At 73.1% G+C, this 12320-nt stretch carries 14 protein-coding genes and 1 pseudogene; 2 read left to right on the top strand and 13 right to left on the bottom strand.

Translation table 11 applies throughout. The features are described from left to right. Positions 1-7: 7 nt before the first annotated feature. Positions 8-496, top strand: a complete 489-nt coding sequence (locus ACIRSS_RS03155; RefSeq protein WP_003096372.1) for a transcriptional regulator — start codon at positions 8-10, stop codon at positions 494-496. Positions 497-601: 105 nt separating this feature from the next. On the opposite strand, the gene nusB is transcribed toward ACIRSS_RS03155, so the two are convergent. The 3 genes from nusB to ACIRSS_RS03140 are packed head-to-tail and all read right to left on the bottom strand — an operon-like array spanning position 602 to position 2752. Continuing rightward, positions 602-1057: a transcription antitermination factor NusB gene (gene nusB, locus ACIRSS_RS03150; RefSeq protein ID WP_364249674.1), complete on the bottom strand. Its 456-nt coding sequence runs from the start codon at positions 1055-1057 to the stop codon at positions 602-604. Next, the gene (gene efp / locus ACIRSS_RS03145; RefSeq protein WP_160703070.1) at positions 1057-1620 is read right to left on the bottom strand and encodes an elongation factor P; all 564 of its coding nucleotides are present in this window, start codon (positions 1618-1620) and stop codon (positions 1057-1059) included. The genes nusB and efp overlap by 1 nt, the downstream gene beginning before the upstream one ends. Before the next feature lie 43 nt (positions 1621-1663). Continuing rightward, positions 1664-2752: a M24 family metallopeptidase gene (locus tag ACIRSS_RS03140; RefSeq protein ID WP_400889958.1), complete on the bottom strand. Its 1089-nt coding sequence runs from the start codon at positions 2750-2752 to the stop codon at positions 1664-1666. A gap of 92 nt (positions 2753-2844) precedes the next feature. Between ACIRSS_RS03140 and ACIRSS_RS03135 the strand changes: the two are divergent. Further along, positions 2845-3276: pseudogene (locus ACIRSS_RS03135) on the top strand (B-4DMT family transporter); the annotation flags it as partial. A gap of 196 nt (positions 3277-3472) precedes the next feature. Here the strand turns inward: ACIRSS_RS03135 and ACIRSS_RS03130 are convergent. The 10 genes from ACIRSS_RS03130 to ACIRSS_RS03085 form a co-directional block, all read right to left on the bottom strand. Further along, complete coding sequence (locus tag ACIRSS_RS03130) at positions 3473-4954, bottom strand: beta-xylosidase (protein ID WP_400889956.1); 1482 nt, start codon at positions 4952-4954, stop codon at positions 3473-3475. 236 nt (positions 4955-5190) lie between these two features. Next, positions 5191-6105, bottom strand: a complete 915-nt coding sequence (locus ACIRSS_RS03125) for a GNAT family N-acetyltransferase (protein WP_400889954.1) — start codon at positions 6103-6105, stop codon at positions 5191-5193. After that, positions 6102-6533 carry a type II 3-dehydroquinate dehydratase gene (gene aroQ, locus ACIRSS_RS03120; RefSeq protein ID WP_400889952.1) on the bottom strand — a complete coding sequence of 144 codons (432 nt, stop codon included), beginning with the start codon at positions 6531-6533 and terminating at the stop codon, positions 6102-6104. The genes ACIRSS_RS03125 and aroQ overlap by 4 nt, the downstream gene beginning before the upstream one ends. Beyond that, a complete protein-coding gene (gene aroB, locus ACIRSS_RS03115; protein ID WP_400889950.1) occupies positions 6530-7639 on the bottom strand; it encodes a 3-dehydroquinate synthase in 1110 nt (369 codons plus the stop codon). Before aroB ends, aroQ begins: the two co-directional genes overlap by 4 nt. Before the next feature lie 8 nt (positions 7640-7647). Continuing rightward, entirely contained in the window at positions 7648-8169 is a 522-nt protein-coding gene (locus ACIRSS_RS03110; RefSeq protein WP_400889948.1) for a shikimate kinase, read from the bottom strand. Then, positions 8166-9353: a chorismate synthase gene (gene aroC / locus ACIRSS_RS03105; protein WP_400889946.1), complete on the bottom strand. Its 1188-nt coding sequence runs from the start codon at positions 9351-9353 to the stop codon at positions 8166-8168. The genes ACIRSS_RS03110 and aroC overlap by 4 nt, the downstream gene beginning before the upstream one ends. A gap of 48 nt (positions 9354-9401) precedes the next feature. Beyond that, a complete protein-coding gene (locus ACIRSS_RS03100) occupies positions 9402-10484 on the bottom strand; it encodes a prepilin peptidase (RefSeq protein ID WP_400893358.1) in 1083 nt (360 codons plus the stop codon). 264 nt (positions 10485-10748) lie between these two features. After that, positions 10749-11384 carry an anti-sigma factor family protein gene (locus tag ACIRSS_RS03095; RefSeq protein WP_400889944.1) on the bottom strand — a complete coding sequence of 212 codons (636 nt, stop codon included), beginning with the start codon at positions 11382-11384 and terminating at the stop codon, positions 10749-10751. Then, positions 11381-11893 (bottom strand): sigma-70 family RNA polymerase sigma factor, encoded by a 513-nt coding sequence (locus ACIRSS_RS03090; protein WP_400889942.1) that lies wholly within the window; start codon positions 11891-11893, stop codon positions 11381-11383. The genes ACIRSS_RS03095 and ACIRSS_RS03090 overlap by 4 nt, the downstream gene beginning before the upstream one ends. Before the next feature lie 4 nt (positions 11894-11897). Then, on the bottom strand, positions 11898-12266 hold the full coding sequence (locus tag ACIRSS_RS03085) for a hypothetical protein (protein WP_400889940.1): 369 nt from the start codon (positions 12264-12266) through the stop codon (positions 11898-11900). Between the last annotated feature and the right edge of the window lie 54 nt (positions 12267-12320).

Raw genomic sequence — 12320 nt, 5'->3', positions numbered from 1 at the left:
CGACCAGATGGGCGATTACGCCAAGGCGCTCGGGGCCAAGCTCCGCGGGATCCGCCAGCAGCAGGGCCTGTCCCTGCACGGGGTCGAGCAGAAGTCCGGTGGGCGCTGGAAGGCCGTCGTCGTCGGCTCGTACGAGCGTGGCGACCGTGCCGTCACGGTGCAGAAGCTGGCCGAGCTGGCCGACTTCTACGGTGTGCCGGTGGTCGAGCTGCTGCCCGAGGGCCGGGTCCCCTCCGGTGCCGAGCCCGCCACCAAGATCGTCATCAACCTCGAACGCCTGCAGCAGCTGCCGGCCGAGAAGGTGGGCCCGCTGGCCCGCTACGCGGCGACGATCCAGAGCCAGCGCGGCGACTACAACGGCAAGGTGCTCTCGATCCGCACCGAGGACCTGCGGTCCCTGGCGATCATCTACGACATGACCCCGGGCGAGCTGACCGAGCAGCTCATCGACTGGGGCGTCCTGCCGCCGGAGGCGCGTCCTTCCAAGGAGGACTGATCGCCGGATGTGCTGTGACCGACGCAGTGAGCGTTCCCGGCGGGGCACCGGAGACGCTCACTGACTCGTCGGGGGGCACGCAGCACCCGGATGTTCTTCTCTTCGTCAGAGCACGGCGCGGAGGCGGTCGGCGATCGTGCCGATCCGGCCCAGCACGCCGTTGACGAACCGCGGCGAGTCGTCCGTGGACAGCTCTTTCGCCAGGCCGACGGCCTCGTCGATCGCGACCGGGTCCGGCACGTCCTCGGCCCAGAGCAGCTCGTAGACCCCGACCCGCAGCACCGCGAGGTCGACCTTCGGCATCCGCTCCAGGGTCCAGCCCTGCGCGTGCTCGGCCAGCAGCTCGTCGATCTGCGCCTTCCGGGCGGTCACGCCCTCGACCAGGCTGATCGTGTAGTCCGCGATCGGGTCGACCTCGGTCGCGCCGACGCGGTCGGCCAGCAGCGTCACCGCGTCGGTGTCGCGCTGCACGGCCTCGTACAGCATTTCCACCGCGCGGCGGCGCGCCTGCCTGCGGCTGATCGCGCCGCCGCGGTTCGGGTGGGGCTTCGAAGTCGGCATCAGCTGGAGACGCGGCCCAGGTAACGGCCGTCGCGGGTGTCGACCTTGATCTTCTCGCCGGTGGACAGGAACAGCGGGACCTGGATCTCCGCGCCGGTCTCCAGCGTCGCCGGCTTGGTGCCGCCGGTCGAGCGGTCGCCCTGCAGGCCCGGGTCGGTGTGCTGGATGATGATCTCGACCGACGTCGGGAGCTCGACGTACAGCGGCTCGTTCTCGTGCACCGCGACCTGGACCTCGGTGTTCTCGAGCATGTAGTTGGCGTTGTCGCCGACGACCTCGGCCGGGACCGTGATCTGGTCGTAGGTGTCGCCGTCCATGAAGACGAAGTCGGCGCCGTCCTTGTACAGGTACGTCATGTTCCGGCGGTCCACCGTGGCCGTGTCGACCTTCGTGCCCGCGTTGAACGTCTTGTCGACCACCTTGCCGGTGAGCACGTGCTTGAGGGTCGTGCGCACGAAGGCGCCGCCCTTGCCCGGCTTGACGTGCTGGAACGCGGTGACGGTCCACAGCTGGCCCTCGAGGTTGAGGACGAGCCCGTTCTTCAGGTCGTTGGTCGTGGCCACGAGCTTGCAGTCTCCTGTGTCGATCTACGGTTCGCGGCCGCTGTCAGACGACCACGAGGTTCTTGGTGCTCAGGGTGAGGAGTTCGGGCTCCCCAGCCCGCACGACGAGCGTGTCCTCGATGCGCACGCCACCGCGCCCCGCGAGGTAGACGCCGGGCTCGACGGTGACCGCCATACCGGCGGACAGTGTACCGACGCCCGTGGCGGCGAAGCTGGGCGCCTCGTGGATCTGCAGGCCGACGCCGTGCCCGAGCCCGTGGGCGAAGTGCTCGCCGTGGCCCGCGTCCGCGATCACCTTCCGCGCCGCGGCGTCCACATCGGACACCTCGGCGCCCGGCACGACGGCGTCGACGCCGGCCGCCTGGGCGGCGTGCACGAGGTCGTACACCTCCCGCTGCCAGTCCGCGGGCTCGCCGAGGACGAAGGTGCGGGTCATGTCGGAGTGGTAGCCGTCGACGGTCGCGCCGAAGTCCATCTTCACGAAGTCGCCGCGCTTGAGCTCGGCGTGCGTCGGCTGGTGGTGCGGGATGGCCGAGTGCGCGCCGGCGGCGATGATGGAGGCGAAGCTGGGCTCGCTCGAGCCGTGCTCCAGCATCCGGTTCTCCAGGTCGCGGGCGATGTCCAGCTCGGTCCGCCCGGGGCGCAGGCCGCCCGCGGCGACGAGGTCGTCGAGCGCCCGGTCGGCGGCGGCGCACGCCTGGCGCAGCGCGTCGATCTCGGCCTCGTCCTTGACCAGGCGCAGCCGCTCGACGAGGCCGGGAGAGCGTTCGAGGGCCACGTCCTTCTTGAGGGCCTCGTACTCCTCGACGCTGACGTGCTGGCTCTCGAAGCCGACGCGGCCGTAGGTCTTGGCGTCCTTCGCGGCTCTGGCGACGAGGGCGGCGGCGCTGGCCCGGTCGACGACCTTGTCGAGGTCGGGCACCTCGGCGGCCGACTGGGTCGTGTAGCGGCCGTCGGTGCAGAACAGCGTCTTCGCGTCACCCTCGGCGTGCAGCAGCACGGCGGCGTTCGACCCGGTGAACCCGGTCAGGTAGCGGATGTTGAGCAGATCGGTGACCAGCAGCGCGTCCAGGCCGGCTTCGGTCAGAAGCCCGCGCAGCGCCGCCCGGCGTCGTCCATGGGTTTCAGGCACGGGCCCAGCCTAGTGGGCGCTTGCCGGGCAACTCGCCGGTAACCTGGCCTACACTCCGCAGGATGAGCGCTTGGGTGATCCGCGGACTCGGGATGGCGCTGCTGCACGGCGTGGCGCTGACGCTGCTGGCCAAGTACGCCGTCTACCACCCCACGGACCAGACGCTGATGACCTCGGTGGCCCTGGCGGTCTTGGTCGGCGCGGCGGCGCTGTGGAGCGCGTTGGACGCATGGCGGGGCCTGGCGGATCGCGGCCGCGCGTGGTTCATCGCGGCGCTGGTGGCGGGAGTCGTGTCGGGGATCCTGTACGTGATCGGCCGGGCGGTGTTCGTCGACCAGACGGGCGTTTCGGAGCTGGGTGGCGCGTTGACCGGCGGGGCGGCGTTTTCGGCGTTGCTGGTGCTGATCCCGGCGGGGCTGGGGCTGTTCGTCGGCGCGCGGATCGGGCGTGCCCGGCCGGTGGATGACGAGCCTCGCGAGGTGCCGTCGCCTCGGCCTCGTGATCGGGAGCCTTCGCCTTCGCCGCGCTCGCGCCGGCCGGTTGAGTCCTCCGGTGACGCGCCTTCGCCCCGACCCCGGCGGCGAGCTGAGCCGTCCGAGGAAGAAGCCTCGCCGCGGCCCCGACGGCTTGGCCAACGCAGCCGGGAACCCCGCGTCTAGCTGCTCATTGGCCGGCCCGGCCACCGCGCGCTCGCCTGACCAGACGCCCGCGAGCGCCGTGTCAGCCGACCAGTGAGGGGCCTTGCTGGGCGCCGTCCCACTGGGCGTCTGTCACCGGCTTCGTCGCCGAGCCGTTGCCGGCCACTATTGCGCCGTCCGGGATGCGCCAGAGGCGGCGGTCGTCGAGGACCAGTGCCAGGCCGCGGCCCGGGGCCTGGAGCGCGTCCGCGCCGGAGCGCAGCCGCGTTGCCACCGGGAGCGCCGCCACCTCGGGCGGCTCCTTCTCCAGCAACTCTCCCGCGAGGGCCGCCGCGACCCCGCGCCGGTCCACCCGCACCCGCTGCCCGGCGCGGACCAGGTCCATCGTGCGGTCGGGCGAGGGCATCGTCACGCCGTCGAACGTCGCGGCCACCCGGCTCGCGCTCGCGCAGGCCTGGCTGCCCACCAGGTCGAGCCCGTAGTGCCGCAGGTCGGTCGGCGCCCCGGCGGAGCCGATGACCGTCGCGCGCACGACGTCGAGCGGCACCCGGTCGCACGGCACGGCCGACGACAGCGGCGCGTGCCCGTCCGCGCGCCGAACCAGCCCCGGCCCTTCCTTCCACGGGCCCGGGATGACCACCGGCTTGTACGGGTTCTCGGTGAAGTCCGCGGTCCAGAACGTCAGCGTGGTCCCGGTGTCGGTCTCGTGCGCGATGACGAACGCGTCCAGCGCGCCCACCCACATCAGGTCCGCGCTGAACCCTTCGACGACCGAACGTCCGCGCGGCGCCGACGTCGTCGCGACCGGCACGAACCCGCCGACGTCGAGCGCCTGCACCCCGGAGCCGAACGCGGGATCGCGCGATCGGAGCACGAACTGCCCGGCCCCGTTCCACGCCGCGGCGCGGCCGGTGGTGTCGGTGAACATCAGGTAGAACCAGCCGTCGAGGTAGACGGCCGAGGGCTGGCCGGCGCCGTAGACGTTGTCGCGGTGGACGTCGTGCGACGGCCCGAGGATCGGTTTCCCGCCCGCGGCGCGGGTCCAGTGGACGCCGTCCGGGCTGGTCGCGAGCCCGACGGCGTTGCCGAGCGCGTGGTCGCCCGCCGCCCCGGTGTAGTAGAGGTAGTAGGTCGTGCCGACGCGCAGGACGGACGGGTCGCAGGTGTGCATGCCGTCGAACTGCCCGGGCGCCCCGGAGAAGACGGCGGCCGGGATCCCGCCCCCGGGCCCGGTGAACGGCCCGTCGATCGACTGGGCCTGGGCATAGAGGATGTCGTCGCCGGCGGGTCCGGCGCCACCGTACTGGCTGCACCACCACATCCGGGTCTGCCCGCGGTCGAGCATGACGGAGGGCCCGTAGTTGTAGACGGCGTCCGCCCCACCGGCGGCGATCACACCACCACTCTGCCGGGGGTCACCCGAAGCGAGCTTGACATCGACGGGCCGAGGCGGAGCGGAGGTCTTGCCGCCCGCGATGGCGGGTTTGTCCCCCGCGGCTTGGGGCTGGGCGTAACCCTCGGTGCACCCGGCGACGAGCAGCCCGGCCAGAACACTGGCGAGCAAGGCACGAGCGGGTCGCCGACCCCCACGACGAAACGGGTGCACGACATCGGAGTGTAGCGAGAGGCGACACGTACGGGTGACGGCACACCTGGTCGACGGTCGCTCGATCGCGGGCAAGATCGCGGGTGGGGCAAGGGTTTTCGGAGTGTGTGCCGGTCAGACCGGGTGGCCGGCCGCCGGGCGGTGGCCGGGTTCGTGCCGCCGGGGCCTCCGGTGCCGGGCGTCCCAGGCGTGGGTCAGTCCCCGGCCGGTGGGCCTTCGAGCGCGACCAGCTCGACCTCGAAACCCGCGTCGTTCTCGAGGTACGCCGCGTAGTGGGCCTCGCCGCCCGCGTACGGGTAGCGGTCGGCGAACATCCCGTGCCAGCCGTGGTCTGGTGCGCTCTCCACCAACGCGTCCACCTCGGCTCGGGTGGCCACGTGCAGCGCCAAGTGGTTCAGCCCCGGCCGCGTGCGCTCGTGCGTCGGAGCGCTCATCGCCGGGGACTCCTCGACCACCAAGTACGTGCCGCCGCGGCGCCAGCTGACTCCCGCCGGCCAGCGTTGGAACTCTCGCCAGCCCAGCTCGCCTAGCAACCAGCCCCAGCTCCGCTCCGCCTCGGCCAGGTCCGGCACCCACAGCTCGATGTGGTGCGGCCGCCCGTGGACCGGCGCCGTCGCGACCAGGACCCGGTGCAGGTCGCCGTAGTGGATTCCGCTGCCCACGTCGAGGAAACCCAAGCGCCCGGCCACTTTGCGGCTCGCCGCGTTGTTCTCGTGCACCAGGGCCCAGATGGCCGGGAGCCCGAGCGCGTCGAGGCCGTGGTCGAGCACCGCCCGGGCCGCCTCGGTCGCCAGCCCCTGGCCCGCGTGCGCGCTCGCGACGTAGTAGCCCAGCTCGGCGACCCCGCCCGGCAGCTCCGACGACGGCCGCAGGTGCGCGACGCCGATCACCTCGCCGTCGCGCTCGATCACCCAGTGGCCCTGGCCCGCCGGGCCGCGGTAGGACAGGCGGCGGTCGACCATCGCGCTCGCCGCGGCCGGGTCCGAAAAGTCCGCTGCGAAGAACCGGCTCATCTCCGGATCGGAGAACACCTTCACGACGGCTTCGCGGTCGGCCTCGACCAGCTGACGCAGCTTCAGCCGCGCCGTGGTCAGCTCCGGCAGCGTCATCCCGGGTGCGCGGCGAGCCACCGCAGGGCGAGCGGGTAGCCGTCGACGCCCAGGCCGGCGATCACCGCGGTCGCGATGTCCGACAGCACACTGTGGTGCCGGAACGCCTCCCGCTTGTGCACGTTCGAGATGTGCAGCTCGATCAGCGGCGCGGACAGCTGCGCCGCGGCGTCGCGCACCGCGATCGAGTAGTGCGTCCACGCGCCCGCGTTCAGCACCACCGGGTGGCCGCCGTCGGCCGCTTCGTGCAGCCAGCCGACCATCTCGCCCTCGTGGTCGGTCTGCCGGACCTCGACCTCGATGCCCAGCTCCTCCCCCGCCTCGACGCACAGCGCCGCGAGGTCGTCGTGAGTGGTCGAGCCGTACACCGACGGCTCGCGCTTGCCGAGCCGCCCGAGGTTGGGGCCGTTGAACACGAACGCCTTCACAGCAGCACGCTCCCGCCGGCCTTCGGAGCATCGGCGGCGATCGCCGAGTACGCGGCCGCCAGCAGCGACGGGTCCGGGCCCTCGAGCCGGCCGGGCTTGGCGAGGCCGTCGAGGACGACGAACCGCAGCACCCCCGACCGGGTCTTCTTGTCGCCCTTCATGGTTTCCAGCAGCTGCGGCAACGCGTCGGCGTCGTACGTCGTCGGCAGGCCGAGCAGCTTCAGCACGGCGGCGTGCCGCTCGGCGGTGGCGTCGTCGAGCCGTCCCGCGAGGCGCGCCAGCTCGGCGGCGAAGACCAGCCCGACGCTCACCGCGGCGCCGTGGCGCCACCGGTACCGCTCGCGGCGCTCGATGGCGTGGCCGAGCGTGTGGCCGTAGTTGAGGATCTCCCGCAGGTCCGACTCGCGCAGGTCGGCGGCGACGACGTCGGCCTTGACCTGGATCGACCGGCGGACCAGCTCGCCCAGCACCTCGCCGCTCGCGTCGAGCGCCGCGGCCGGGTCGGCCTCGATCAGCTCGAGGATCCGCGGGTCGGCGATGAAGCCGGTCTTCACGACCTCGGCCATCCCGGCGACGAGCTCGTTCGGTGGCAGCGTTTCCAGCGTCGCGAGGTCGACGAACACCGCGCTCGGCTCGTGGAACACCCCGACGAGGTTCTTGCCGGCCTCGGTGTTGATGCCGGTCTTGCCGCCGACGGCGGCGTCGACCATGCCGAGCAACGTCGTCGGGACGTTGACCAGCCGGACTCCGCGCATCCACGTGCCCGCGACGAACCCGGCGAGGTCGGTGACGGCGCCGCCGCCGAGCCCGACGACCACCCCGCGGCGGTCCAGCCCGATCCGGCCGAGCACCTCCCAGCAGAAGCTCGCGACGCTGAGCGCCTTGCCGTCCTCGGCGTCCGGGATTTCGACGCGGTGGGCGTCGAGCCCGGCCGCGATCAGCTCGTCGCGGATGGCCTCGGCCGTCGTGGTCAGCGTCGGCGGGTGGATCAGCGCGATCTTCGAGGCGTCGGCCAGCTGCGTGGTGAGGTCACCGAGCAGGCCGCGACCGACCACGACGTCGTAGGGATGGGCAGTGGCGACCGGGATGCGCACCGGATCGGACACGGGGTGATTCACTCCTTGGCTTCGGCGGGGGCGAGCCGCGCGGCGAGGTCCGCGACGATCTCGGCGGGCGTCCGGTCGTCGGTGACGACCTCGACGGTGGCGACCTCGCGGTAGACGGGCACCCGCTCGTCGAGCAGTTTCTTGAACGTGGCGCGGGGGTTCACCCCGGCCAGCAGCGGCCGCGCACTCGACAAGCCGGTGCGCTGCACGCCGGCGGCGAGGCCGACGTTGAGGAACACGACGGTGTGTTCGGCCAGCCGCGCCCGGGTGCCCGGGGTGAGCGGGGCGCCGCCGCCGAGGGACAGCACGCCGGCGTGCTCCGCGAGCGCCGTCGTGACCGCTTCTTCTTCCAGCGCGCGGAAAGCGGGTTCGCCGTCCTCCGCGAAGATGTCGGCGATGCTGCGCCCGGTGCGCGCGACGATGTCGTCGTCGCTGTCGCGGAATTCGACGCCGAGTGCCTTGGCGAGCAGCGGTCCGACCGTGCTCTTGCCCGAGCCGGGCGGGCCGACGACCACCGCGCGAGGGCTCACCAGCGCTCCTCGAGGGCCTTCAGGTACGCCTCGGCGTTGCGCTTGCTTTCGGCGAGGGAGTCGCCGCCGAACTTCTCGAGCGCGGCGTCGGCGAGGACGAGCGCCACGACCGACTCCAGCACGACACCGGCGCGCGGCACGGCGCAGACGTCCGAGCGCTGGTGGATCGCGACGGCCGGCTCGCCGGTCTTGACGTCCACTGTGGACAGTGCTTTGGGGACGGTCGAGATCGGCTTCATCGCGACGCGCACCCGCAGCGGCTCGCCGTTGGTGATGCCGCCTTCGAGGCCGCCCGCGCGGTTGGACCGGCGGGTGACGCCGACCGGGCCGGTGCCGCGGTCGATCTCGTCGTGCGCCTGGCTGCCCCAGCGGCGGGCGGTGGTGAAGCCGTCGCCGACCTCGACGCCCTTCATGGCCTGGACGCCCATCAGCGCGCCGGCGAGGCGGGCGTCGAGCCGCCGGTCCCAGTGGACGTGGGAGCCGAGGCCCGGCGGGAGGCCGTAGGCGAGGACCTCGATCACGCCGCCGACGGTGTCGCCCGCCTTCCGCACGGCGTCGACCTCGGCGACCATGGCGTCGGTGCCTTCCTGGCTGAAGGCGCGGACCGGACTCTCGTCGATGGCCGCGAGGTCTTCGGGTTTGGGCAGCGGCCCCTCGGGGGCGTCGGCCGCGCCGATCGAGACGACGTGGCTGAGGATTTCGACGCCGAGCAGTTGCTTCAGGTAGTTGCGCGCGACGGTGCCGAGCGCGGTCCGCGACGCCGTCTCGCGGGCGCTGGCCCGCTCGAGGACGGGGCGCGCTTCGTCGAAGCCGTACTTCTGCATGCCGGGCAGGTCGGCGTGGCCGGGGCGGGGGCGGGTGAGCGGTTCGTTGCGGGCGAGGCCTTCGAGGACCTGCGGGTCGACCGGGTCGGCCGCCATGACCTGCTCCCACTTGGGCCACTCGGCGTTCTCGATCTGGATCGCGACCGGGCCGCCCTGGGTGAGGCCGTGGCGGACGCCGCCGAGGAAGTCGATGTGGTCGGTCTCGAAGCCCATCCGCGGGCTGCGCCCGAAGCCCAGGCGGCGCCGGGCGAGCTGCTCGGTGACGTCGGCGGTGGTGACGCCGACGCCGGCGGGCATGCCTTCGAGCACGGCGGCCAGCGCGGGTCCGTGCGATTCACCTGCGGTGATCCAGCGCAACATGGGCTCAATCCTGTCACGGGGGCCGGGCGGGCCCGAAGAGTGTTCCGGTCATGGCGCACCCGGGAAGAGGGCGCACAGCCAGGTGGCGGCGAGGAGCGCCGGACCGTGGGGCACGCGGGGGCCGCTGAAGGGAGCAGCGGGACGCGGGGTGGGCGCTGGTCGGGAGGCTGACGCGGGGTTGCGGGTCGGGGCCGCTCGCGGGCAGGGTGCCGGTGGCGCGCCCCGGCGCCGGGCATGTGCCGGCGATGCAGGGCCAGCGGGGCGCAGGTCGGCCGTGGGGTGCGGGTTGGGCGCCGATCGCGAGGTGGCAGCGGGGTTCCGGCCGGGCGCGGGGTTGCGGGTCGGGACCGCTCGCGGGCTGGGCGCGGCCGGGCGCCGGGCAGCTGCCGGCGATGCAGGGCCGGTCAGGTGCAGGTTGGCCGCAGACTCCGCTGGCTGCGGGCTGGGTGCCGGTCGCGGACGGGTTGCCGATCTGGCGGCTTGCAGGTCGGCCGTGGGCTCCGCCGCTCGCGGGCTGGGTGCCGGTCGCGGATGGGGTGCTGATCTGGCGGGTTGCCGGTCGGCCGCGGGCTCCGCCGGGCGCGGGCTGGGCGCCGGTCGCGGGCTGGCGGGCTGTCGATCGACCGCAGGCTCCGCCAGCCGCCGGTCGACCGCAGCGGGGTGCCGAGCCGCCGCCCTGCGTGCTCGTGCGCTGGCTCGGGCTGCGTGGGCGAGCGCGAGGGCCAAGCTGAACACCGCTGCCAAGACCGCCGCCAACGCGAGCGCGGGCCAGCCAGACGCTCCCAAAACCATGCCCAGGCTGCCGGACAGCTTCACGTCTCCCGCGCCCAAGCTGCCCGGCGCCAAGCGGGCCACCAGCACGTGCGCGCCGCCGAACAAGACCAGTCCCGCAGCCGCGCGTACCGCCAAAGACGGGCCTCCGCCGCCGAAGGCCGCCGCGCCGGTCGCTGCCCCTAACAGCGGGTACGCCGGCAACGTCAAGATGTCCGGGAGGCGCAGGTGACGAAGGTCGGCCAAGGCCAGCGGGACCGCGATGACCGTCAGCGCCACCGGCACCGGCAGCCACCACGTCGGCCAGGCCCCGGCCAGCCAGCGTGCCGAGACCACCGTGACACCGAGAGCCGCCAGCATCGCCGCGAACCGACGCGGGATCGGGGCCCCGGCTCGGTCGAGGGCACGGGCCGTGACGGGCGCCGTGGTCAGCGCGGCGGCGAGGAGCAAGATCGTCGAGGACATGGCTCCAGGCTGCCGCCACCCGGCTGAGCTGGGCAAATGCCGGGCGTAGCGAAAGGACCGTTCGCGACGTTCCGCGCCGGTTTTCACTCCTGTGAGCGATACGAAAGCAAAGACCAGGGCTCGTCCGGGACCCCCTGCGTCCCGGACGAGCCCCACCCGTCACAACGTCAACCGCAGCAACGGGCGCCCGCTGCCCCCGCGTACCTCCAGCGCCGCCAGGTCGGTCCTCTTCAACGCCGTCCCGATCACGATGCGGGCCGTGTTGTCGGGCACCGCCTTCCACGTCGCCAGCTGCGTCTCGGCTCCCGACCGCGAGATCGCCACCAGGACGTACTCGCCGCTGCTGCGGTCGCCCGTGTAGCTGCACGACATGTCGACCTGGGTGCCCCAGTCGAACGCGTCGAGGCGGGCGTCCGCGCGGACCGGGAACGCGCCCAGCGCCGTCATCGCGATGCCCGGGGACGGGGCGGGCGCCGACGCCACCACCGCCAGCGCCACGCACGCCGACACCGCCAGCGCCGCCGAGGCCGACGTCACCGCCAACCGGATCCGGCGGCCACGACGGACCCTGCGGAGCACCTTCGGCAGCAGATCCGGCGGGGGCGCCGCCAGCTCGGGCGTGACCGCCGGCGCGTCGACCCTGGCCAGCAACCCCGGCAGCCCCGCCAGCTCGCGCACCGATGCCGCGCAGCGGTCGCACGTCCGCAGGTGCGCTTCGAACCGCTGGCGGTCCTCGGGGGACAGCGCCCCGAGGACGTACGCCGCGTCGAACGTCGCGAACGGGTCCTCGCTCACTGGGTCACCCCCCTCTCCTCGAGCACCAGGCGCAGGGCGCGCAACGCGTAGTGCGTGCGCGACTTGACCGTCCCTTCGGCCACGCCCAGGCGCGTCGCCGCGTCCGCTACGGAATAGCCCTGGAAGTAACACAGGAGCAGCACCTCGCGGTGCCGCTCCGACAGCTCGGCGAGCGCCTCGGCCACCAGCCAGCCCTGCACCGCGCGGTCGGTGCCGTCCGCGACCGCGCGTTCCGGCGGCTGGTCGGTGACCACCTCGGAGCGGGCCGACGCCGAGCGCCAGCCGTCGATCGCGATGCGCCGCGCGACCGTGAACAGCCACGCCCGCGCCGAACCCGTCGACTGGTCCAGCACCGTCGTCGACCGCCAGGCGCGCAGCAGCGTCTCCTGGACGACGTCCTCGGCCCGGATCCGGTCCCCGGACGTCAGGTGGAGCGCGTACGACCACAGCGCGGCGGCGTGCTCCTCGTGGAGCGCGCGCATCAACGCGTCTTCGGCGACTTCCCCCACGAACTCAGGCCGAGACCCGGCGCCGGTCCTTCACGAACAGCAGCGCGAGGCCGCCGACGATGCAGACCGCCTCGGTGATCACGCCCCAGTACTCCGGCTGGCTGTTGAACTGGTCGTGGTTCCCGGCGAACCCGACCGTCGCGGCCAGCACGTACGCGCCGAGCGTCAGGACGCCGAACCCGACCGCGCCCAGCGCCGGCAGCCAGTGCCGCCAGGCCAGCACCGCGATCGCGAGGACCAGGCCGCCGATCGCGTCGAGCAGGAACAACGGCCCGACGATGCCCGGGTAGTCCTCGGTCCACAAGAAGTAGTGCACGCCCGCCGAGCCGAGCAGCGCGGCCGCCACGACGATGCGTAGAACCCAACCCACCATGATCGTTCCTCCACTCCACACCCACTCGGGTACATACACGGAACAGGGGCCGAT

It is taken from the genome of Amycolatopsis sp. NPDC101161 (genome assembly GCF_044768185.1).
Taxonomy (GTDB): domain Bacteria; phylum Actinomycetota; class Actinomycetes; order Mycobacteriales; family Pseudonocardiaceae; genus Amycolatopsis.
Note: the sequence above shows the minus strand (reverse complement) of the source record. Positions and strands in the feature narration are given on the sequence as shown.